We start from the raw sequence: 22,541 nt of genomic DNA, 5'->3' as shown, positions 1-22,541 counted from the left end.
GGTGCGACTCCTTCAGCCGAGGTTGATGACGACCGACTTGGTGCGCACGTACTCGGCCAGCGCCTCCGGGCCGTTCTCCCGGCCGTAGCCGGACTGACCGGTACCGCCGAACGGCATGGCCGGATCCAGCAGGGCCCAGCCGTTGACCCAGACGATCCCGGCCCGCAGCGCCCCGGCGACCCGGTGGGCCCGAGCCACGTCCTTGGTCTGGAGCCCGGCAGCGAGGCCGAACGGGGTGCCGTTGGCGAGCGCGATGGCTTCCTCCTCGGAGTCGAAGGGCTGGACCGTGAGCACCGGTCCGAAGATCTCCTCCTGCACCCACGCCGAGTCCTGGGCCGCACCCGTGATCACCGTGGGCGGGACGAAGAAGCCGCTGCCGGTGGGCTCGGGTCCGGAGGTGATCTCGACCTCCGCGGCCGCCGCCTGCTCGAGGTAGGCGCGGACCTTGGAGAGGTGCCCGGGACCGGCCATCGGACCCACGACCACACCGTCGGTGAACGGGTCGCCGACCGGGACGTGCTCGACCGCGCCCCGTAGCGCCGCCACCACCGGTTCGTAGACCGGCCGCTCGACCAGCAGCCGGGAGCCGGACATGCAGAACTGGCCGGTGTTGAACACGAACCCCTTGATCGCCGTCTCGATGGCGGCGTCGAGGTCCGCGTCGGCGAAGATGAGGTTGGCGCCCTTGCCGCCCAGCTCCAGGGTGACGTGCTTGGGGCCCTCGGCCGCGGCGGCTGCCACCGCCCGGCCCACCGTGGTGGAACCGGTGAACGCGATCTTGTCGACGTGCGGGTCCTCGACCAGCGCAGCGCCGGCGTCGCCGCCACCGGTGATCACGTTGAGCACGCCGTCGGGCAGGCCGGCCTCCTGCAGCAGCTGCGCCATGCGCAGCGCGGTGAGGGGGGTCTCCTCGGCGGGCTTGTGCACCACGGTGTTGCCGGCCACCAGCGCCGCGGCGAGCTTGGTCGAGCTCAGGATCATCGGGAAGTTGAACGGGGTGATCGCGCCGACCACCCCGTACGGCTCCGGCTGCGTGTAGGCGTGGGCGGGGAGGCTGGTCGCGCGGGTCGCGCCCTCGAGGCTCGCCGCCAGGCCGGCGTAGTACTCGTAGGTGTCGACCACCGTCGGGATGTCGATCATCCGGGTGAACATGAGCGGCTTGCCGACGTCCAGCGACTCCAGTTGGGCGAACTCCTCGGCACGCTCGCGCAGCAGCGCGGCGGCCCGCAGCAGCACCTGAGCCCGCTGTCTCGGCGTCTGGCCGGACCAGCGGCCGTCGTCGAACGCGGCCCGGGCCGCCGCGGCGGCACGCGCGACGTCCTCGGCACCGGCTTCGGCCACGGTGGTGACCAGCTCCCCGGTGGCGGGGTCCAGGACGTCGCGGCGGCGGCCGTCAGCCGCGGGGGTCCAGTCACCGTCGATCCACAGCTGGCCTGGGTCGATCGTCGTCCCGGCCACCCGCTCCGTCTCCATGGCGATGCTCATGCGCTGCCTCCCTGATCGTCCAGCGTGGGAGCAGCATCACGGCGCAGGTGTGGTCGGCGATAGGGTGAGATCACCCCATCCGCTACCCGGATCCGTCCGTCAGGCCCGCCGCGTCACGAGCCACGCCGCCACCTGTGTCCGGGAGGTGAAGCCGAGCTTGGCCAGGATGCGCTCGACGTGGCCATCGACGGTGCGCGGCGAGATCACCAGCGACGCGGCGATCGCCCGGTTGGTCTGCCCCTGGGCGAGCAGCTCCGCGACCTCGCGCTCCCGGGTGGTGAGCGCGCACAGGTCGGGGCCGGAGCCCGACGACCACTCGGCGTGGTCCGGCTCGACCTCCACCGGAAGGTCCTGCGGCTCGCTTCGGCGCCCCGGACCGTGCGCCGGCACCGCGGCCAGGACGCCGTCGATGATCTCGCGGACCGCGACGGTGCGGCCCGCGTACGTCCGGTCGGGGCGGCTGGTCGGCCCCGTCGCCAGCCGGGCGACGCAGGCGTCGTGGTGGCGGACCAGTGGTGGTCCGAACGCTTCGATCGTGGTGCCGATGCTGGCCCACACCGCCCGTGCAGCGGCCAGGCGTGAGGTGGCCAGCGGCAGCGCGCCCTCCGAGGCTGCGATCCAGGCCAGCACCTCGATCATCAGGGCCACGCCGACCGGGTCCCGGAAGCGCCGCTGGATCGTCAGTCCCTCGACCACCAGCTGGGTGGCCTCCTCCGGCGAACCCCGACGCCAGGTGTTGAACCCGAGCACCCACAGGGTGTAGGACCGGCACATCTGCTCCCCGCGGGCAGCGCTGATCTCCAAGCTCCGGCGGCAGGTCGCCTCGGCACGGTCGTGGTGGCCCTGGTGGGAGAGGGTGATCGCGAGCTGGAACAGCGCCCACAGCTGGCCGTCGGTCTCCCCGCGTTCATCGAGGTCGCGTACGGCCTCGGCCAGCCGGTCGGCGGCCAGTTCCAGGTCGCCGCGGAACAGGGCGGCCGTGCCCTGGAAGCTGGTGGCGAACCCGGCGATCCGTCGATCCCCGGTCCGCTCCGCCAGCGCACGGCAGTCCGCGAGGTGACGGTCCGCCACCGGGAGGTCGCCCTGGAGCAGGGACACCCAGGCCGCAACCCACTGCACCTCGGCCCGGAGCGCGTCGTCGGGGGCCGCGAAGTGCAGGACGCGCTCCAACCAGCGTCGGCCGTCGGTGAGGTACCCGTCCGTGCACCAGTGGTAGCGCAGCGCCACCACCAGCCGCAGCGCCGGGGCCGGGTCGGCCGGGTCGGCCAACGCCGTCTCCAGGGCGGCCTGCAGGTTGGCGTGGTCGGCGCGTTGTCGGCCCAGGGCCTCGGCCTGGTCCGGCCCGTACCACCGTTCCGCGGTGCGCTCGGCGAGGGCCAGGTAGTGGTCGCGGTGTCGCCGCTGCAGCGCGACCACCTGGCCGTGCTCGGTCAGGCGCTCGCGCCCGTACTGTCGGATCGTCTCGAGCAGCCGGAAGCGGACCTGCTGGCCGCCGGGCTCGATCGCCACCAGCGACTGCGCCACCAGCCGGTCCAGCAGTTCGACCATGGACTCGGCCGGGAGCTCGGCATCCGCGCACACGCCCTCGACGGCGGCCAGGTCGAACGAGCCGGCGAACACCGACAGACGGGCCCACAGCAGCCGCTCCGCCGGCTCGCACAACGAGTAGCTCCAGTCGACCAGCGACTGCAGGGTCTGCTGCCGCGGCTGGGCGGTCCTGCTCCCCCCGGTCAGGAGCGCGAACCGGCGGGTCATGCGGTGCACCACCTGCTCGGCCGAGAGCGTGCGTAGCCGCGAGGCGGCCAGCTCGATCGCCAGCGGGAGGCCGTCCAGCTGGCGGCAGAGCGTCGCCACGTCCGCGGCGTTCGCATCGGTCACCGCGAACTCCGGCGCTACCGCGGTGACCCGGTCGATCAGCAGCGTCACGGCCTCGATCTCACGGATCGCGGCCGCGGATGCGACCACGGCCGGGTCCGGGACGGCCAGCGGCGCCACGGGGACCAGGTACTCACCGGGCACGCCCAGCACGTGGCGGCTGGTGGCCAGCACCCGGGCAGCGGCGGTGTGGCGCAGCAGGCCGTCCACCAACGCGCCGACCGCGTCCAGGAGGTGTTCGCAGTTGTCCAGCACGACGAGGATCCGTCGACCGTCGAGGTGGTCGGCCAGCTGGGCGAGGGGGGGCCGGGTGGAGCGCTCAGCGACCCCGCAGGCCGTGGCGACCGCCTCGGGGACCTGCTCGCCGTCGGAGACCGTCGCCAGATCCACGAACCGGATGCCGTCCGGGAAGGCGCGCCTCACCTGGTCGGCCACCTCCAGGGCGAGACGGGTCTTGCCGATCCCGCCCACGCCCGTGAGGGTCACCAGCCGCGCCTCGCCGAGCAGCCGCCGCACCTCCGCGAGTTCCCGGCGCCGACCCACGAGGCGCGTCGTGGTCGCAGGCAACCGGTGCGGCGACGAGGTCATCCTGGCGCTCCGCGTGGTCGTCGACCAGCATGGCGGTGACCGACCTTGCCCAGGACAGGCTCCCACCTCCTGGGGCACCCCACGAGACCCTCTCCCAGGGCCGCGTCGAGTTGCTCGTGTCCAGGGTACGGCGGCCTCACGTCCGGGTCAATTCAGATCCGTGACGGTCGTCAAGGTTACGACGAAACCAGCAGCACCCGGGTGTCGTCGAGGCTGTGGGCGATCACCGCTCGGCCAGCGGGTTCATCGGCCCCCAGCGGTTTGCCCGGTCGGTGCGAGACGCCGCAGTCCGTGCTCAGCTCGTCAGTCGGCGTTCGGTCATGCTGGTGATCCGTCCGTCAGACCGCTCGACCTCGACGGTGTACGCGGTGGAGCGATCTGAATCCGGTGCCCTGTGCTCGGTCACGAACCCGTACGCACCGTTGCCGATGGCGAACACACCGGTGGTCCTCGTGACGACGGACCCGAACGAGTCCGCCCAATGTTCGGCAGCGTCCACCCCCGTGAACTCCACCCCGGAGGGTGACCTGTAGGTCATCCCCTCCAACTCCTCGGTCAGCTGGTCGATGTCCTGATCGTTGAACGCCTCGTAGAGGCGGTCGATGGCACCCGCGGCGAAGTACTCCTCGGACTCCCGCTGTCGATCGCCCATGCTGACCAGCCGATCACCGTCCATCTCCACGTCGAAGACCAGGATCGCCGAGCTCCCGTACGAGTCCGCGAACCTGCCGTGGAAGTAGGTGCGTCCGTCGGGTGCGTGGAAGGGATCGGTGATCCGTTCGCCCGTCTCCCTTCCGAAGTACCCCTCGAAGAACGTCACGGCTTCGGCACCCACCAGTTCCTCGCCGGTGTTGTGGAGGACGTACAGGACGTCGTCGCCGAAGACGCCGGCCACCCCGTCGGAGTCCTGGGCGTTGAACGCCTCGAAGAGCCGGTCGACGACCAGGGTCGCTGGATCCGACGATGGCACTGCGGTCGTGGGGGGAGCGGTCGTGGGTTCAGCCGTCGTCTCCGGTGCTGTGGTCGTCTCCGTCGAACCGGTGGTCGGCGATGCGTCGACGCCTACGACATCCGGCGCGGGATCGCACCCGGAGAGCGCGACGGCACAGGCGATGCTCAGGGTCGCCACCGCCAGCTGGGGCGTGGCCGTGGTTGCAGGTCGAGGGGTGGTCATGGTCGGTGGCTCCTGATCTGGAGCCCGATCATCCTGACCGGGCCGTCGTCGGCGTTTCGCTGCGGCGAAACGCCGACGGTGGGGGTATCACCGTCAGCCCAACGGGCCGATCGTCGGGTTCTCAGGAGGTTCCCGCAGGCGAGGTGCTAGCTGGCTGTAGGTCGCGTCAAGGGCGTCCGGGTACGGGTGCGTTCGTCCCGTCGTGGGGGGCGGGTTGCGCGCGGGCTATGGCGCGGGCGGTCGGGCCTCGATCGGGACGGGTGCATGTCGGGCCCATGCTGACGTATGCGACCTCGCCGGAGGCGGGTCAGCTGGCCTTGTCCGGGCTCCGGACATGGGTGGAGGCCGGGCGCCAAGCCAGTAATCGGCGTAACCGCGGTGCGGTCCGCCATAGCGAGTGCGGCGTCTGTTCCGGCCTCCGCGTCGAGGATGTCACGTCCGCGCGGGGTTGTGAAGGCCGGTCAGTCCTTCCAGTGGGCAGGGTCGTAGGCTTCTGGTCGCGGACCATCGCGAAGGCGATCTTGTTGGCGCGGCGGGCCATGGCGCAGGCGATGATCCCGGCGGGCTTGCCGCGTGCCTTGAGTGAGACGGCGTAGGGGCGGCTGGTCGGGTCACACAGCCATAGGCCCATGCCGAGCTCGAGGAGCGCGCCGCGGAGCTCGACGGACCCTTCGCGGCAGATCTGGCCGTCGTGGCGGGTCCCGGCGGACTCGTAGGTCTTCGGGGTGAGTCCGGCAGCGCGGTAGACCTGCCGGGCGGTGGGCCAACGTGCCGGTTCGCCGAGCGCGGCGCCGTAGCGTCCGGCCCGCACGGTCGCCCACCCAGGAGTCGTGGTCAGCACCTGGAACGGGGTGGACGGGAGCAGCTCGCTGATGCGCTGTTCGGCTTCGTCGGCATGCGCCTCGAGACGATCCAGCAGCTCGAGATCGGAGGCAACGAGTTCCCGGGCGGTCGCTGCGCCGTCGAGTGGCAACGCCGCCCTGGCGGCCGCAACGAACCGTTCTGCGACCTTACGGGAGACGATGACGTCGCGGGCGGCAGCGAACCGGCGGAACCGTGCGGCCCCGAGCCGCGACAGGCGTGAAGGGTCGGAGAACTCGGCGATCACCAGCCGTCCGACCTTGGTGTCGAGCAGGCTGCCGGCCAGGCAGCGGCTGGCGCCGGGGAAGGCGCGGTCCATCTGCCCGAGCAGCTGGTTCTTGACCGCGATGACCGCCCCGACGCGCCGGTGGCGCATCGCTGCCCACGCCTGCAGCTGCTGCAACACATCCGAGCGGACGTGACCACGAGGCCGCGTCCCGCGAGGAGCAGGTCGAACATCGCGGCGAGGTCGATCTGGTCGGTCTTGATCCCGCGCTTGCCGAGCACCCGCCGCTGTTCGGTCACATGCGCCGGATTCAACTCGACCAGCGTCCACGACATCGGCAGCATCGACGAGGCCGTCACCGGCCGGTGGTAGTGGCCTGCAGCCTCGACCCCGACCTCGATCTGGACCTCGCTGCGACCGTCGGCCACCCGATCGACGCGCCGAACCAACTCCACAAGGCCGGGCCGGTCCAGGCTGAACGTGAAGGGCGCGACCAGCCGCTCACCCGTCGCGTCAGCGACCAGCGCCATCGCTTCGTGCTTGCCGACGTCCACCGGGACCAGCAGACGCCGGTCCGCGCGGATCCGACCGATCCGTGCCGCACGCAGCGCGACATCACGACCATGAACGTGCACCATGACAACACCTCCGGGATGCAGACAGACGGAACTGACGCCTTCTGTTGTGCATCTCCGGAGGTGCCTTGTGAAGGCCCCCGAGCTATATCAGCGATTCTCAGTGGTGTAGGTGGTGGCGATCGATCGCAGTTCGCGGTCCAGGACCTCGGCGGGATCGAGATGAGCGGCCTGCTCGAGGATCGCTGCGAGCTCCGGCTTGGACAGTCGGGCCTTGAGCAGGTCGCGGTAGTGGACGTAGACAGCGAAGCTGGCGGGGCTGCGCACGGCGCCCCGGAAGCTCGCGAGGATCTCGGAAGCCAGGTGGTGGTCTCCGGCGTGGTAGGCGAGGGCAGCGCAGCCGAGCAGTACGTCGGTGTCGAGCAGCTTGATCGGTGATGTCCGGATCTGATCCGCTGCGTCAAGGAGCTGTCGACCGGCTGCGCCGAACTTCCCCTCCGTGACGGCGACGAACGCCCGCGTCAGCGACCAGCGGTAGTCGAAGAAGGCCAGCTGGGGGTCGATGGCGCTCGGTCGCGGCACCGCCAGCGCCTGCTGCTGCTCGTCGAGCAGGAGCAACACGAGCATCAGCTCCGCCGCCGCGAATCCGTCTCCCTCGCGTGTCATGGTCTGCAGGATGTCGGCGGCCGCGGTGAGGCGACCTTCCCTGACCAGCCCGAGGGCCAGCTGGCCGCGGAGGCCTTGGCGGATCATGACCGCCGATGCGGGCAGATCGGCCAGGGCCTCGGCGACGAGTTGTGGGATCCGCCGCGGGTCGAAGACCGTGTGGGCGTTGGCGAGCATGTTGGTCGCGGCTCCGCGGACCACCGGGTCGATGGCGGCTTCGAGGGCGGCCTCGCCGAACGTCAACTGGCCACTGAAGCGTCCGAGGTAGCTGGCGTTGATCGCGGATGCGGTCAGGTACAGCGCCCGTTCTTCGGGGTCCTGGAGCGCCGGGGCGACATCGTCGCGGCCGAGGTAGCGGCCGGCGCCATCGACGAACCCGTCGTAGCCGAGCACCAGCGAGATCCGGGCGGCCAGATGACCCAGGTCGGCGAGCGCGTCGTTGCGGTCGAACCAGTCGAGTGCCGCCAGATGGTTGCCGAGGTCGGTGTCGTCCTCTGTGGTCGTTCCCCACGGGTCCACATCGGCGAGCCGTGGCGGATGGGCCATCGCACCCGCGAGGACGTGCTGGGCATGAGTACGGCGTCGGCCCGCCAGCTCGCCGGTGTCGGCGAGGCGGTCCTGGGCGTACAGCCGTACGGTCTCCAACAGCCGGTAGCGCGGTTGCGCGGCGCTGTGGTCGACCTCGACCAGCGAACTGCGAACCAACGTGGCGAGACGGTCCAGCGTGCCATGATCGCTGCGTTCGGCGACAGCTGCCAGCGCCTCAGCATCGAACCCGCCCACGAACACCGCCGCGGCACGCAGCACGGCCTGCTCGTCCTCCTCGAGCAGGTCGTAGCTCCAGTCCATCGTGGCTTGCAGCGTCTGGTGCCGCCCGAGCGAACGGCGGCTGCCGGCCAGCAGCCAGAACCGGTCGTCGAGACGCTCGGCGATCGCGGCGGCGGTCAGGTGGGACGTGCGGGCGGCTGCGAGCTCGATCGCCAGAGGGATGCCGTCCAGCCGGCGACAGATCTCCTCGACCGCGTCCACCTCGGAAGGATCCGGTCCGCGTTGTGGCGAGGCCGCCGAGGCTCTGGAGGTGAACAGCGCCACCCCGGCGGCCAGCTGGAGCGAGGGCACGTGGTAGCTGTGCTCGCCGTCGATCCCGATGGCCTCTCGACTCGTCGGCAACACCGTCAACTCGGGACAATCCCGCGTGAACCGATCGATGGCCACCGCGATGGTGTCCAGCACGTGCTCACAATTGTCCAGGACGAGCAGCACCGGCCGGGACCGGAGCACGCGGACGATCCCATCGAGAGCGTCGTTGCGGGCGGCTGCGGGCAGACGCAGCGCCGCGAACATGGCGTCGACGACCCCCCTGCCGTTGCTCGCCACGCTCAGATCCACGAACACGACGTGGCCGCCGCCTTGCCGCACCCGGCGTGCGACCTCCAGCGCCAGACGGGTCTTGCCCACGCCTCCGACACCGGTCAACGTCACCAGACGAACTGATGCCAGCAGGTCGACGATCTCCTGCACCGTCCCGTCCCGTCCGACCAGCGGCGTGCGTGGCTCGGGCAGCTCGTTCCAGGCCCCGGCCGGACCGACCGTGTCCGACCCCTCCGGATCCCGGCCGTTCAGCAGACGTCGGTGCATCTGCTCGAACTCGGGCGAAGGGTCGAGACCCATCTCCTCGACGAGACGGTCACGGAACGCCCGGAACACTTCGGTTGCCTCGAGGGTCCGTCCGCAGCGGTGCAGGGCGACCATCAGCTGCCCGTGTGGCCGCTCCCGCAGTGGGTGTTCACGCACGTGACGCTCGAGATCGACCAACGCGCCGACATGACGGCCGAGATCGAGCAGACACCGGATCCGCAGCTCCTTGGCGGAGAGGCGCAGCTCGTCCAGCCGGACCGCCTCGGGCTGCGCCCAGCTCTCGTCGGCAACCTCAGCGAGCGCCGGACCGCGCCATCGTCCCAGCCCACGCTCGACGGCCTGTAGCGCGACCTGCGGGTCGCGGTCAACGAGTGCGGTCGCATGCTCGAGCTCTGCCTCGAAGACCGCGGCATCGAGTTCGTGCCCGTCCAACACGAGCCGGAACCGGTCCGGGCCGCCCACCAGCATGCGCGGCGCACCACCCACCTCCTCGGGCTCGAGTGCGTGCCGCAGACGCGTGATGTAGGTGCGCAGCGCCCCCGCCGGACGCGCCGGCAGGCGCTCGTCGCGCCCCCACACGATGTCGATCAACCGGTCGACATGGAGCGCGTCGTCCCGCAGCACCAGCAGCGCGAGGAGCAGTCGACGTTGACGGCCGGCGGAAGGATCGCGCCGTTCGCCATCTTCGGCGACGACCAACGGACCGAGGATCTCGAACTGCATGCGGATGCCATCGGATGGGAGCCAGCCAACGACGGCGCCGACCCGACGCCACCGTAGACCATGCACCGCCTCGTTTCGCTGCCGTTTCGCCGCCGTGAGACGCCGACGACGGCTCGGTCACGATGATCGGGCTCCATCGATCAGGAGCCGCCCACGATGACGATCACTCGGCCGGCAATGCCCACCACGCTCCCACACCCCCGCCTCTTCCAGGTCCTGCGCCGATGGACTGACGCATCTCTCGCCGCCATCCGGCGGACCTGGCAGACATCACGCCGCCCGACACGCACCCCGGCGTTCGCCCCACCACTCACCGTGTGGCAGATCGACCGGCACGAGGTCAGCTCCGCCCTCGAACACAGCCACTGGTGAACGGTGTTGACGGTCGTTCTCCTCGCGACGAAGGTGATGGCACGTTCGGGATGGGCGGGTTGTCGTGACGGACGTGCTGCTGCTGGTCGGGGTGGTAGCGGCCGTGGTCTTCGTCGGTGTCCTGCTCATCGAGGGGGCGCTGCGTCCTGGGTACGACCCGAGGTATCACACCGGCAGCGAGCTCGAGCTCGGCGAACGAGGCTGGATCCAGAGAGCCAACTTCTTCGTTTTGGGTGCCGGCGTGTTCGCCTTCGCGATGGGTGTCCAGCGGAGTCTGGAGAGCACGATCGGGGCGGTGCTGTTGGCGCTGTTCGGCTTGGGATCGACCATCGCTGGTGTGTTCGCTCCCGACCCTGTTCGTGGTTACCCGCCCGACGCCTCGACCGATCGGGAGGCTGACCTCTCCTGGCAGGCGAAGATCCACGATGTGTCCGGTCCGGTCATGTTCATCGCGCTCTTCGGGGCTTGTCTCGTGCTGGCGGGCCAACTCGGAGGCGGGTGGCGGGTGTACACGTTGGGGACCGCTGGCGTCGGACTCGTCCTGACGGCCTGGACCGCGGTCGCGTACCAGAGGGACGCGGCGATCACCGGACTCGTGCAGCGCGGTCTCATCGTCGTCTACTGGAGTTGGATCGTGGCGCTGGGGATCCACCTCGTGATGTGATGTGTCCCGGCGCTGACGCGCATCGCGGCGATCCCCACGGTGGGTACCGGGCGTGATCGGTCTCCCGGCAGGTGTCTCGTGCCCCGTGTGAGGAGGCCGTGACGTGCAGGCGGCCACCGTTCAGTTCCTCGCGATGGTGATGGGCGCCGCCCACGGCGTGGTCTGGCTGCTGGGGTCACGGTGGGGACGCCTTGGCCGAACGGCTCGGCTCCGAGCGAGGTTGCCGCTGCCGTCCCTGGCCGTTCGGGGAGGCTACGTGGCGCTGGTGGTCCCGCTGCTGTATCCGGCCAGGGTGGCCATCGCCCCACGGTGGGGGTACGACGGATCGTTGAACTGGTCGTCACGGATCGACGTGGCTCTACAGGGGGTCGGTCTGGGGCTGTGGTCCGCGGGCGTGGTCGTGCTCGTCTGGGCGGCCCGGGTCCTGGGCCGCTACATGGAAGTGGACGGGGTGGCCGAGGACCACACGGTGGTGACGTCGGGTCCGTACCGGTACGCCCGCCACCCTGTCTACGGGTCGTTCACGGTCATCGCGGCAGGGCTCGCTCTGGTGTTCCGCGGCTACCTGCTGGCGACGGTTGCGGCGGTGTGGCTGGCGTCCAGCATGCGGTGGGCTGCGGCGGAGGAGAGGCTGCTCGCGTCCTCCGAGGGGATAGGCGAGGCGTACCGCAACTACAGCGACCGGACCGGTCGCTTCCTACCAGACTGAGGCGCATCGGACGATGAGCGGGCGACGGCATGCAGGGGCCGCCTCGCCGCCGAGTTTCCTGTTGGACCAGCCACCGCCATCGTCGGTAGCAGCCGGTGGCGGTCAGGTCCTCGACGCGTCCGTCCGCGTGGCGGGCGAAACGCCGTAGCTCGGGTCCGTGGTTGGGGTCGTCCGCAGGCCACGGCCAGCCGCCGAAGAAGGTCTCCTGGTAGTCGTGGTAGGCCTTCTGGATCTCCGTCTTGGTGTTCATCACGAACGGTCCGTACTGCACGATCGGCTCGCCGATGGGACGGCCCTGGAGCACCGGGACCTCCGCCCCGTCACCGGTGTCGGTCAGCTGGACGGGCACCTCGGAGCGCACGACGGCCGCGTGGCCACCCTCCACCTCGACGTCCCCGATACGGACCGACCCGCCACGGAAGACGTAGACGGTGCGGATCGTCTGCGGGTGCGCCGCCGGGCCGAGCTGCGACGACCCGTCGGGCGCGATCGCCGCGTGGTAGATGCCCACGTCGGTGTCCCGACGTGACGCCCACGAGTGGGGCGGGGGGAGCAGCTGCACGGTGGCCGTCCACCAGCTCTCCCGCGACGACGATCACCTCGGTCGGCCGTCCGGCCCGGTCCAGGAAGGAGTGACGCGGGATCTGGTGGCTCCACAGCATGGCGGAGTGCGGTGGCACCATCTTGTCGCTGGCGGGCAGGTTGATCCAGATCTGGAACAGCTCGGTCTCGTTGCGCGCGGCGCGGTTCAGCAGCGGGAACCCGGGTACGAGCGAACCGTGGTACATCGACCAGCCGTCGCGGCCGGAGAAGTCCATCCCGACGTTGCGACCGACGAGCGGCGAGCAGGGCCCGAGCTCGTCGTCGGTCCCTCGAGCTACGACCGTCGGGTCGTGGCCGACCCGGTTCGCGCGCAGTCGGGGCAGCGGGCCCGGAAGGTGACCTCGACGCCGAGCAACTCGTAGCCGTGCCGCTGGTCGTCGGGCAGCCGCGGATCGTCGGCGGCGACGTCGAGGATCCGCCCACAGTCGACGCACACCAGGTGGTGGTGGCGTTCGACGACGTTGGGGTCGTAGCGCTTGCGGCCGTCGGTGTGGGCCATCTCGTGGAGCTCGCCCATCCCCACCAACTCGTGGAGGGTGTTGTAGACCGTGGCGCGGCTGACCTCGGGGAGGATCGCGCGGGCCCGTTCGAACACGTCGTCCGCGGTCACGTGGACGTGCTCGCCCGTCATCACCTCGGCGATGACGCGGCGCTGTGCGGTCAGGCGCCAGCCACGCTCGCGGAGGCGATCAACCAGCGGGGTCACGGGGGGTTCCTCAGGCGCGTCGTCGAGGTCACAGGGGCGGAACGCTACCAGACCTCGTTCCGGTCCGACCAGGAGGTTGCTCCACCCTTGGAACTGTTCTAGGTTGAGGTCCATCGCTCTCCGACGCGCCCGGTCCGCTCCATCCGCCCCATCCGCTCGAGCCGACCGGCCTCGATCCCAGCCCGAGCGGCACCCGGACCCCCAGGAGGACACCGTGTCCGACCAACAGCCCACCCGCCCGGAGTGGGCCGCCCGTACGACCCCGAGCCTGCAGGGCAACGAGCACTGGTGGCCCGACCAGCTCACCCTCAACGTCCTGCACCAGAAGCACCCGGGCTCCAGCCCGTTCGGTGAGGGCTACTCCTACGCCGAGGCGTTCTCGCAGATCGACGTCGACGAGCTGTCCGCCGACGTCGACGCGCTGATGACGGACTCGAAGGACTGGTGGCCCGCCGACTGGGGCCACTACGGACCGTTCTTCATCCGCATGTCGTGGCACGCCGCCGGGACCTACCGCGCGGTCGACGGCCGCGGTGGTGGTGGCACCGGTGCGCAGCGGTTCGCTCCCCTCAACAGCTGGCCGGACAACGGCAACCTCGACAAGGCGCGCCGTCTGCTGTGGCCGATCAAGCAGAAGTACGGCGAGAGGATCTCGTGGGCCGACCTGATGGTCTTCGCCGGCAACCGCGCGCTCGAGACCATGGGGTTCAAGACCTTCGGGTTCGGGTTCGGCCGCGCCGACATCTGGGCGCCCGAGGACGACATCTACTGGGGCCCCGAGAAGGAGTGGCTCTCGACCGAGGACGAGCGCTACACCGGCACGTTCGAGGACGGCAGCCGGACCCTGGACAACCCGCTCGCCGCGGTCCAGATGGGGCTGATCTACGTCAACCCCGAGGGCCCGAACGGCATCCCGGACGCGCAGAAGTCCGCGCACGACGTCCGCGAGACCTTCGCCCGCATGGGGATGAACGACCGTGAGACCGTCGCGCTGACCGTCGGTGGCCACACCTTCGGCAAGATGCACGGCAACGGGCCGGCGGAGGCGGTCGGCGCGACGCCCGAGGAGGCCAAGGTCCACGAGATGGGCATCGGCTGGGCGAACGAGCACGAGACCGGGCTCGGTGAGTACACCATCACCTCGGGCCTCGAGGGTGCCTGGACCCCGACCCCGACCACGTGGGACAACTCCTACCTCGACACGATCTTCGCCCACCAGTGGGAGGTCACCGAGTCGCCGGCCGGTGCCAAGCAGTGGCAACCCGTCGAGGTCCAGGAGGGCTACTCGGTCCCCGATGCGCACGTCGAGGGCAAGCTGAACCCGCCGGTGATGAACACCGCCGACATGGCGATGATCACCGACCCGGACTACCTCGAGATCGCCAAGGAGTACCACCAGAACCCGGACGTGCTCGCCGACGAGTTCGCCCGCGCTTGGTACAAGCTGCTGCACCGTGACATGGGCCCGAGCGCGCGGTACCTCGGCACGCAGGTGCCGGACGAGGAGCTCATCTGGCAGGACCCGGTCCCCGCTCACGAGGGACCGCTGGTCGACGAGGACCAGATCGCGACGCTGAAGCGAGAGATCGCGGACACCGGCCTCACCGCCGCCCAGCTCGTGGGCGCTGCCTGGGCGTCGGCCTGCACCTACCGGCAGACCGACCACCGGGGCGGCGCCAACGGCGCACGCATCCGCCTCGAGCCGCAGGTCAGCTGGGACGTCAACGTCCGCTCCGGCGTGTCGGCGGTGATCGACCGGCTGGAGCAGGTCAAGGACGCCTCCGACGCGAACATCTCGCTCGCGGACATCATCGTCCTGGCCGGCAGCGTCGGGGTCGAGATGGCCGCGAAGGCGGCCGGCCACGAGGTCACGGTCCCGTTCACCCCGGGGCGCACCGACGCGACCCAGGAGATGACCGAGGTCGACACCTTCGAGCACCTCGAGCCGCGGCACGACGCCTTCCGCAACTACCTGCAGAAGGACGTCGGCATCCCGACCGAGCACCTGATGGTGGACCGGGCCTTCATGCTCAACCTCACCGCGCCGGAGATGGCGGCGCTGGTGGGTGGCATGCGTGCCATCGGCGCCAACGCCGGTGACGACGACACCGACGGGATCCTCACGGACCGGCCGGGCCAGCTGACCAACGACTTCTTCGCCAACCTGGTCAGCATGGACACCGTCTGGGAGCCCATCGGCGAGGGCGAGGACCGCTTCGAGGGCAAGAACCGCGCCACCGGTGAGACGAAGTGGACCGCGACGCGCGTCGACCTCGTCTACGGGTCCAACTCGCAGCTGCGCGCCATCACCGAGGAGTACGCCGCGGACGGCGGCGAGGAGCGCATGCTCGAGCGCTTCGTCCAGGGCTGGGTCAAGGTCATGAACGCCGACCGCTTCGACCTCCACCGCTGAGTCCACGCACCACCCGCACACACGAGCGGCCGCCCCACCCGGGGCGGCCGCTCGTGGCGTTCGTGCGTCAGGCCGTGGGTGCGATCGGTGGCGACGATCGGGTGAGCTCGGGCGGGATCGGCAGGTCGCCGACCGCGAGCGACCGATCGAGCTCGAGCACGTCCGCGAAGCTGGTGGCGTCGAGCTCGGCCGTCATCGCGCGCTGCGCCTGCGCCCACGGCAGGTGGACGGCACACATGTCCTCCCACCGGCACGGCCCGCCGCGCAGGACGCACTGGGTGGCGCCGACCTCGCCGTCGACGGCGACCACCACGTCGAGCAGCGAGATGTCCGCGGCTGGCCGCGCGAGCCCGTAGCCGCCGCGCGGACCGGCGGTCGAGGTGGCGAGCCCGGCCCGGACGAGCTGCGCCAGGATCTGGGGCAGGAAGCTCGTGGGTACGGCCATGGCCTCGCCGATCTCCCGTGCCTTGCGCAGCCCCTCCGGATGGTGGGCCAGATCGAGGGTGGCTCGGATGGCGTAGTCGGCGCGGCGGCCGAGCGACAGCTCCACAGCTCCCTCGGATCGGTCGGACCGGGGCCGCTCCCCGGCGCATGACCATGACCATGACCATAGCAGTCAACGTTGAGTCCCGAGAGGTCGGTCGGTCCGACCAGCTCGGGACCTTCGGCCCTCTCCACGGTAAACGTTGAGCGCGAGACTACGGGTAGTCAGTTGCTCAACGTTGACCGCTCCGGCTCGCCGGGCGGGGCCGCGGCCGAGATCCGGGCGCCGCACGCATGGAGGGACAACCACCGATGAAGGTCTTCACCAACCTGGGGCTGGTCCTGGCGCTGGTCGCCGGACTGGCCCTCGGCGTGTTCGGGTCGCGTCTGGGATCCGGGACCGCCACCGGCGGCGCGCTCGCGTCCGCCGCAGCCGAGCGCGGGCTCACCGGTGAACAGGCGGAGGCGGCGCTGGCCACCTTCGTCGCCCCTGGCGAGCACGACGACTACCTCATGTTCGCCTCCGGCGGTCACTCCGGCCAGATCCACGTCATCGGCATGCCGTCGATGCAGCTGCTGAAGACCATCCCCGTCTTCACCCCTGACGCCTGGGCCGGCTACGGCCTCGGTGCCGACTGGAGCACCGAGATCCTCGAGGGTGGGACCGACCCCGCCAAGCACGACGAGACGCTGCTGTGGGGCGACGCCCACCACCCCGCCCTGTCCGAGACCGACGGCGACTACGACGGCCGCTTCGTCTACATCAACGACCGGGCCAACGGCCGCATCGGCATGGTCGACCTGCGCGACTTCAAGCCCAAGCAGATCCTCGACCTGCCGAACCTGCAGACCTCGCACGGTGGGGTGTTCGCGACGCCGAACACCGAGTACGTCCACATCTCCGCCAAGACCCCGTCCCCGCTGTGGAACGACGACAACTACGCCGAGCTCGAGGACTACGAGGCCGAGTTCCGCGGCATGTCCACCTGGATCCCCGTGGACCAGGAGACCGGCCGCATGTCCCTCGAGGACAGCTTCCAGATCGAGCTGCCCCCCTACAACCAGGACCTCGCCGACGTCGGCAAGGGGGCCAGCGATGGGTGGGCCTTCCTGAACTCCTACAACATCGAGATGGCGACCGGCGGGATCATGGACGGTGAGCCGCCGCTCGAGACCGGCTCGATCGCCAGCGACTACGACTACCTGCACATCATCGACTGGCACTCCGCGGAGCGTGTCGTCGAGGAGGGCAAGTACGTCGAGCACAACGGCATGCGTGTCATCACCCTCGACACCGCCATCGACGAGGGGCTCCTGTACTTCGCTCCCGAGCCGCGCAACCCGCACGGTGTGGACGTCCAGCCGGGCGGTGAGTACATCAGCGTCGCCGGCAAGCTCGACCCGACCGCGATCGTCTACTCCTTCGAGAAGATCCAGGACGCCATCGCCAACGAGTCCTTCGTCGGCACCGACGTCTACGGCGTCCCGGTCCTCGACTTCGACGAGGTCGTCGAGGCCCAGGTCGAGCTCGGCGGCGGTCCGCTGCACACCCAGTTCGACGGTGACGGCTACGCCTACACCAGCCTGTTCGTCGAGAGCGCGATCGCCAAGTGGGCGACCGACGCGCCGGCGGGTGGCGAGGAGCCGTGGACCCTGGTCGACAAGATCGACGTGCACTACAGCGTGGGTCACCTGGCCATGGCGCACGGTGACACCGCCAACCCGCACGGCAAGTGGCTGGTGTCGCTCAACAAGCTCTCGGTGGACCGTCACCTGCCCGTCGGCACCCTGCACCCGCAGAACCTCCAGCTGATCGACGTCGAGCACGACGACGGCCCGAAGCTGATGAAGGACATGCCGGTCGGGTTCGGTGAGCCGCACTACGCCCAGATCATCCACCGCGACATCATCCAGGGCAACGTGTGGAGCACCTACCCGCCGGGCACCGACCTGCTGACCATGGAGCCTTCCGACCACGCCATCGAGGCCGGTGAGGAGCGCTTCGAGGAGGTCGACGGTGAGCTGCACGTCTACATGACCGCCAAGCGCAGCCACTTCCTGCCGGACGTGATCCGGGTCAAGGAGGGCCAGACGGTGGTCATCCACCTGACCAGCGTCGAGGAAGCCCAGGACATCACCCACGGCTTCGCGGTGCCTGGTTACAACACGCAGGTCAGCCTCGACCCGGGTGAGACCGTCACCATCGAGTTCGAGGCATCGAGGGCCGGTTCGTTCGGCTTCTACTGCACCGAGTTCTGCTCGGCCCTGCACCTGGAGATGCAGGGATGGCTCCTGGTCGAGCCGGCCTGAGCCACCACTCGGGGGCGGCGTGACCGTCGCCCCCGGGCCACCTCCCCTCTCGTCTTCTCCCGAACCCCCACATCCCCATCCCACCCCTGAGATCCCGAGGAGCACCCCGATGCGCACCACCCGCCTGACCTCCGCACTCGCTGCGGCCAGCCTGCTCGTCCTCACCGCCGGTTGCGGCGGGAGCGACGACAGCGCCGCCCCTGCCGACGACGCCGCCAACGCAGCGGCCGCGGGCGGCCTCACCGTCGTCGCGACCGAGTTCGCCTTCGACCCCGAGGACATCTCGATCGCCGCGGACGAGGACGTCGCGCTGACCCTGCAGAACGCCGGCGTCGTCGAGCACGACCTCACCATCGACGAGCTCGACCTCGAGATCTACACCGACGCCACCGCGACGGTCACCGAGACCGTCAACATCCCCGCCGGCACCTACGAGGTCTACTGCTCGATCCCGGGGCACCGCGCGTCCGGGATGGAGGCGACGTTGACCGCCGGCTGACCGTCGGCGTCCACCACCCACGCCGCACAGACAGGTTCCGGGCATGACCACCAGCGACTCCAGCAGCGCCGCCGGCGCACCGCTGCGGGCCACCCGGCTCGGGCGGGGTGTCTCGATCGCCCTCGGGTCGATCGCGGCGCTGCTGGTGGGTGTGGGCGGCTGGTTCCTGCCGCTGTGGCAGGCGACCCTCTACGCCCCGCAGTACCCCGGCGGCCTGCGCACCATCGCCTGGGGTCACGACGTCGGCGGCGACCTGAACGAGGTCAACGCCCTCAACCACTACGTCGGGCTCGGGGTGTTCGACCCGAACGACGTACCCGAGATGGCGCTGTGGCCGCTGGCGCTCGTCGCCGGCGTCGTGGCCACCCTCCTCGCCGTGCTGGTCGCCAGGAGGTGGGTCCGCCGGCTGGGCCTGCTCTACCTGTGGACGCTGCCGGTCGCGGTCCTCGGCGCGACGCAGTACCGGCTCCACGAGTTCGGGCAGGACGTCGCGCCAGGTGCCGCGTTCCGGATGGAACCCTTCACCCCCTGGGTGGTCGGCAGGACCACCGTCTGGAACTTCGAGACCTGGGCCTGGCCCGGCCTCGGCCTCGGCGCGATCGTGCTGGCGGCCGTGCTCGTCACCTTCGGTCCGCGGCTGCTGTCCGGTCGCGCCCTCGTCGACGACGGTGGTGACGGACCCGGCGACGGCGGCCGGATCGCCGGATCGGACCGCACGGTGAGCGCGGTGACCATGGTCGCCCTGCTCGTGGTCGCAGGCAGCGTGACGATCACCGGCCCCGCGCAGGCCCAGGATCACGGCCACGGCGGTCACGACCACGCCGGCCACGACGACCCGGGCGGTGCCGGCAACGCGGACGATCGGGGCGCGCCGGCACCCGAGGTCGGTCCCGCCGGACACCCCGCGATGCCCCGGGTGATCGAGCACCCCGTGATCGGCGACCTGGCCGAGCTCGTGGAGGCGACCGCGCCAGGTGGGACCCTCCGCCTGCACGCCGGCACCTACACCGGCCCCGTGGTCATCGACGAGCCCATCGTCATCGAGGGCAGCGGCCTGCCCATCATCCTGGGGGACGGCGTCGGGTCGGTGATCACCGTCCGTGCGCCGGGCACCGAGATCCGAGGCGTCGTCGTCCGAGGCTCGGGCGGGGGACCGACCGGCGACCCGGCCGGGATCCGTATCGAGGCCGACGATGTCACCGTGTCAGGCGTCGTCATCGACGACAGCTACATCGGGATCGCCGTCGACACCGCGTCCGACGTGCGCATCGAGGACAACCACATCCACGGGCGCGCCGGTGCCGCGATCGTCGACGAGGGCCACGCGGTGGCCGACGACGATGACGTGGACGACGCGGCCGGCGGTGGCGCGAGCTTCTCGCCCCACGGGGACCACGCGGATCACGCCGGTCACGCCGGTCACGCCGACCACGCCGGTCACGACCACCCGGCGCCGGCGGCGACCTTCCGCGGTGCGCGCGGTGACGGCATCTGGCTCCACGACGCGGACCACGTCCTTATCCGCGGCAACCACGTCCAGCACGCACGCGACGGGGTCTTCGTCTCGTTCGGCTCCGGCGCCCTGCTCGACGGCAACCACCTGCACGCGAGCCGCTACGCGGTCCACTCGATGTTCGCCCGTGACCTCGCGCTGGTGCAGAACCACGTCGTCGACAACCTCTCCGGCGTCGTGTTGATGTACGGCGGCGAGGTGCTGCTGCTGCGCAACCACATCGAGGGCAACGTCAGCCCCTCGACCGGGTTCGCGATCATCCTCAAGGACGTCACCGACGTCGAAGCGGTCCAGAACGTCCTCGTCGGCAACCGGGTCGGGATCCACCTCGACGGGCCGGTCGAGTCCACCAACGAGACCATCTTCAAGGCCAACACCGTCGCCCGGAACACCGTCGGCGTGCAGGTGCTGTCGACGGCTCGGGCCAGCTTCGCCGGCAACAGCTTCGCGGCGAACACCACCCAGGCGCTGTCGCTCGGCACCAACAACGTCCACATCGCGTGGGCCGCCGAGGGGTGGGGCAACTACTGGAGCACCTACCGCGGCTACGACGCGCTCGGCCACGGCCGTGGCGCGGTCGCCCACAGCGAGGGTGGTTCGGTCGACCGTCTCCTGGCCCGCAACCCCGAACTGATCGCCATCGCCGGGTCGCCGGCCATGCAGCTGCTGCGATCGGTCGAGGAGCGGTGGGGTCAACGCGACCCGGTGCTGACCGACGAGCTGCCGCTGACCGTGCCCGTCTCACCCGCCCTCGCGGCGACCAGCCCGGATCCGACCGCACGCGCCATCGGCAGCCTGCTCGGCGTCACGCTCGTCCTCCCCGCCCTCGTCGCCTTCTCCCGTCGTCGTCCCAGCCGCGTACCCGCGCGCTCCAGGAGGTCCGTCCGTGCCATCTCCGTCTGACACGACAGCCAGGCTCGCCCTCCGCGACCTGCGCAAGCGCTTCGGTGACCGCACGGTCCTCGACGGCGTCGACCTCGACGTCGGTGCCGGCAGCATCGTGCTGCTCACCGGCAGCAACGGCAGCGGCAAGACCACCCTGCTGCGGTGCGTCGCCGGCCTCGCCCGCTTCGAGGGCACCCTCGACCTCGAGGGTCACCGGCTCGGCAGCGATGGTGCGGGCCACCCCGACGTCGGGTACCTGCCCCAGTCGCCCGGTCTGCCCACGTGGGCCACCGTCGCCGAGGTCCTGGCGCTGTTCGCCCGGCTCCGCCGGTGTGCCCCCGACAGCATCACGCTGCCGGACGGCTTCCTCCCGCCGCTCGACCAGCCGGTGGGCCAGCTCTCCGGGGGGCAGCGCCAACGGGTGGCGTTCGCGGTCGCGCTCCTCGGGGCCCCGTCGCTGCTGCTGCTCGACGAGCCGGCCGCCAACCTCGACGACGACGGCCGAGCAGCGCTGCTCGCGATCCTCGAGGGCCTCGCCGCGACCGGCACCAGCATCCTCGTCGCGGCGCCCTCGCCCGGGGACCTGGGCGGTCTTCCCGACCGCACGGTCCGTCTCGTCGACGGCCGTCTGGCCTCCGACACCTCGCTGCACGTCGTCGGCGGGACCGCGGCCGGACCGATCGATCCACGGGTCGCGGCGGCCGACCGCGACCCGCAGGAGGTGTCCGCATGAGCGCGATGTTCGGGGTACGGGAGCTCGCCGGGTTCGAGCTGCGAGGTGCCGCCCGCACGAGGTGGCTGTCGGTCGGCGGCGCGATCTTCGCCGCAGCCGCCCTGGCCGTGACCCTCGCCGGGCTGCGCTCGCTGTCCGCGCTGGGCCTGGCCGGCGCCGGCGCCGCGACCGACGGCCTGGTGCACCTGTCGCTGCTGCTCCCGCCGCTGATCGGCCTGCTCCTCGGTGCCGGGAGCCTGGCGCGCGACCGTGAGCGCGGCATGCTGGCGATGCTGGCCTCCCAGCCGGTCCGCCGGGGCGTGCTCCCCCTCGCCGCGTTCGCCGGGTCCGTCGGGGCGGTGTGGATCGTCCTGGCAGCGGGGCTCGGGGTCGCCCTCGTGGTGCTGTCGACCGTGGCCACCGCCGCCGATCTGTACGCGTTCGGCGTCGTGCTCGGTGTCGGACTGCTGGCGACCGCCAGCGCCGTGGCCATCGGGGTCGCCATCTCGGCCATCGCCTCGACCCACCACCAGGCCACCGCTGCCGCGGCATCGGTCTGGCTGCTGTTGGCGCTCGGGATGGACCTGCTGCTCGCCGGGGTCGCCCCGGGCCTGCGGCTCGGCCCCGCCGGCCTGCTCGCAGCCGTGGTGCTCAACCCGCTGGAGGCGGCACGCATCTGGGCGCTGCTCGTGCTGGAGGGTGGCACGGCCCTCGGGCCCTTCGGCGCCTACCTGACCGACCGGTTCGGGGTCCGTGGCACGCACGGTGTCCTCGCAGCGGTCATGACCGCCTGGACGGTGGGTCCGCTCCTCGTCGCTCGGCGCGTCACCGCCCGTCGGGACGTGTGACGGAGCGGTGCGG

Annotated in this window: 14 protein-coding genes and 2 pseudogenes; 8 read left to right on the top strand and 8 right to left on the bottom strand. The window is 70.8% G+C overall.

The genetic code is table 11. The features are described from left to right. Nucleotides 1-12 precede the first annotated feature (12 nt). The 5 genes and pseudogenes from NITAL_RS04095 to NITAL_RS04075 all read right to left on the bottom strand — a co-directional run bounded on the left by NITAL_RS04095 (nt 13) and on the right by NITAL_RS04075 (nt 9,811). The gene (locus NITAL_RS04095; protein WP_052664897.1) at nt 13-1,485 is read right to left on the bottom strand and encodes an aldehyde dehydrogenase family protein; all 1,473 of its coding nucleotides are present in this window, start codon (nt 1,483-1,485) and stop codon (nt 13-15) included. 99 nt (nt 1,486-1,584) lie between these two features. Beyond that, on the bottom strand, nt 1,585-3,948 hold the full coding sequence (locus NITAL_RS04090) for a LuxR C-terminal-related transcriptional regulator (RefSeq protein WP_052664896.1): 2,364 nt from the start codon (nt 3,946-3,948) through the stop codon (nt 1,585-1,587). Between the two features lie 295 nt (nt 3,949-4,243). Then, nucleotides 4,244-4,918 carry a nuclear transport factor 2 family protein gene (locus NITAL_RS04085; protein ID WP_157041604.1) on the bottom strand — a complete coding sequence of 225 codons (675 nt, stop codon included), beginning with the start codon at nt 4,916-4,918 and terminating at the stop codon, nt 4,244-4,246. Nucleotides 4,919-5,583: 665 nt separating this feature from the next. Beyond that, a pseudogene (locus NITAL_RS29505) lies at nt 5,584-6,802 on the bottom strand (IS110 family transposase). Between the two features lie 132 nt (nt 6,803-6,934). Then, nucleotides 6,935-9,811, bottom strand: a complete 2,877-nt coding sequence (locus NITAL_RS04075) for an ATP-binding protein (protein WP_157041603.1) — start codon at nt 9,809-9,811, stop codon at nt 6,935-6,937. A gap of 445 nt (nt 9,812-10,256) precedes the next feature. Between NITAL_RS04075 and NITAL_RS04065 the strand changes: the two genes are divergently transcribed. Next, a complete protein-coding gene (locus NITAL_RS04065) occupies nt 10,257-10,847 on the top strand; it encodes a DUF998 domain-containing protein (protein ID WP_211262189.1) in 591 nt (196 codons plus the stop codon). A 256-nt stretch (nt 10,848-11,103) separates the two neighbouring features. Next, complete coding sequence (locus NITAL_RS28825; RefSeq protein WP_245617659.1) at nt 11,104-11,556, top strand: methyltransferase family protein; 453 nt, start codon at nt 11,104-11,106, stop codon at nt 11,554-11,556. A gap of 253 nt (nt 11,557-11,809) precedes the next feature. Here NITAL_RS28825 and NITAL_RS29500 read toward each other — a convergent pair. Beyond that, nucleotides 11,810-12,067: pseudogene (locus tag NITAL_RS29500) on the bottom strand (pirin-like C-terminal cupin domain-containing protein); the annotation flags it as partial. 366 nt (nt 12,068-12,433) lie between these two features. Continuing rightward, nucleotides 12,434-12,865, bottom strand: coding sequence for a Fur family transcriptional regulator (locus tag NITAL_RS04050; protein WP_052669402.1), 432 nt, complete (start codon nt 12,863-12,865; stop codon nt 12,434-12,436). A 214-nt stretch (nt 12,866-13,079) separates the two neighbouring features. On the opposite strand from NITAL_RS04050, the gene katG reads away from it, so the two are divergent. Then, nucleotides 13,080-15,278, top strand: coding sequence for a catalase/peroxidase HPI (katG, locus tag NITAL_RS04045; protein WP_052664889.1), 2,199 nt, complete (start codon nt 13,080-13,082; stop codon nt 15,276-15,278). Nucleotides 15,279-15,345: 67 nt separating this feature from the next. Here katG and NITAL_RS04040 read toward each other — a convergent pair whose 3' ends face one another. Further along, the gene (locus tag NITAL_RS04040; RefSeq protein ID WP_052664888.1) at nt 15,346-15,828 is read right to left on the bottom strand and encodes an RrF2 family transcriptional regulator; all 483 of its coding nucleotides are present in this window, start codon (nt 15,826-15,828) and stop codon (nt 15,346-15,348) included. Nucleotides 15,829-16,073: 245 nt separating this feature from the next. On the opposite strand from NITAL_RS04040, the gene nosZ reads away from it, so the two are divergent. The 5 genes from nosZ to NITAL_RS04015 all read left to right on the top strand — a co-directional run bounded on the left by nosZ (nt 16,074) and on the right by NITAL_RS04015 (nt 22,528). After that, a complete protein-coding gene (gene nosZ / locus NITAL_RS04035) occupies nt 16,074-18,071 on the top strand; it encodes a Sec-dependent nitrous-oxide reductase (protein ID WP_052664887.1) in 1,998 nt (665 codons plus the stop codon). 109 nt (nt 18,072-18,180) lie between these two features. Then, nucleotides 18,181-18,570, top strand: a complete 390-nt coding sequence (locus NITAL_RS04030) for a cupredoxin domain-containing protein (protein ID WP_052664886.1) — start codon at nt 18,181-18,183, stop codon at nt 18,568-18,570. A 43-nt stretch (nt 18,571-18,613) separates the two neighbouring features. After that, complete coding sequence (locus NITAL_RS04025; RefSeq protein ID WP_052664885.1) at nt 18,614-20,986, top strand: NosD domain-containing protein; 2,373 nt, start codon at nt 18,614-18,616, stop codon at nt 20,984-20,986. After that, complete coding sequence (locus NITAL_RS04020) at nt 20,970-21,701, top strand: ABC transporter ATP-binding protein (RefSeq protein WP_052664884.1); 732 nt, start codon at nt 20,970-20,972, stop codon at nt 21,699-21,701. The genes NITAL_RS04025 and NITAL_RS04020 overlap by 17 nt, the downstream gene beginning before the upstream one ends. After that, nucleotides 21,698-22,528, top strand: coding sequence for an ABC transporter permease subunit (locus NITAL_RS04015; protein WP_052664883.1), 831 nt, complete (start codon nt 21,698-21,700; stop codon nt 22,526-22,528). The genes NITAL_RS04020 and NITAL_RS04015 overlap by 4 nt, the downstream gene beginning before the upstream one ends. Nucleotides 22,529-22,541: the final 13 nt, after the last annotated feature.

Origin of the sequence: Nitriliruptor alkaliphilus DSM 45188 (genome assembly GCF_000969705.1) — a bacterium.
In the GTDB taxonomy this organism is placed as follows: Bacteria; Actinomycetota; Nitriliruptoria; order Nitriliruptorales; family Nitriliruptoraceae; genus Nitriliruptor; species Nitriliruptor alkaliphilus.
Note: the sequence above shows the minus strand (reverse complement) of the source record. Positions and strands in the feature narration are given on the sequence as shown.

Excerpts from the sequence above, each read along its gene's own strand:
- NITAL_RS04095 (WP_052664897.1), bottom strand. The coding sequence starts at position 1,485 with ATGAGCATCGCCATGGAGACGGAGCGGGTGGCCGGGACGACGATCGAC.
- NITAL_RS04090 (WP_052664896.1), bottom strand. The coding sequence starts at position 3,948 with ATGACCTCGTCGCCGCACCGGTTGCCTGCGACCACGACGCGCCTCGTG.
- NITAL_RS04075 (WP_157041603.1), bottom strand. The coding sequence starts at position 9,811 with ATGCAGTTCGAGATCCTCGGTCCGTTGGTCGTCGCCGAAGATGGCGAA.
- nosZ (WP_052664887.1), top strand. The coding sequence starts at position 16,074 with ATGAAGGTCTTCACCAACCTGGGGCTGGTCCTGGCGCTGGTCGCCGGA.
- NITAL_RS04030 (WP_052664886.1), top strand. The coding sequence starts at position 18,181 with ATGCGCACCACCCGCCTGACCTCCGCACTCGCTGCGGCCAGCCTGCTC.
- NITAL_RS04025 (WP_052664885.1), top strand. The coding sequence starts at position 18,614 with ATGACCACCAGCGACTCCAGCAGCGCCGCCGGCGCACCGCTGCGGGCC.
- NITAL_RS04015 (WP_052664883.1), top strand. The coding sequence starts at position 21,698 with ATGAGCGCGATGTTCGGGGTACGGGAGCTCGCCGGGTTCGAGCTGCGA.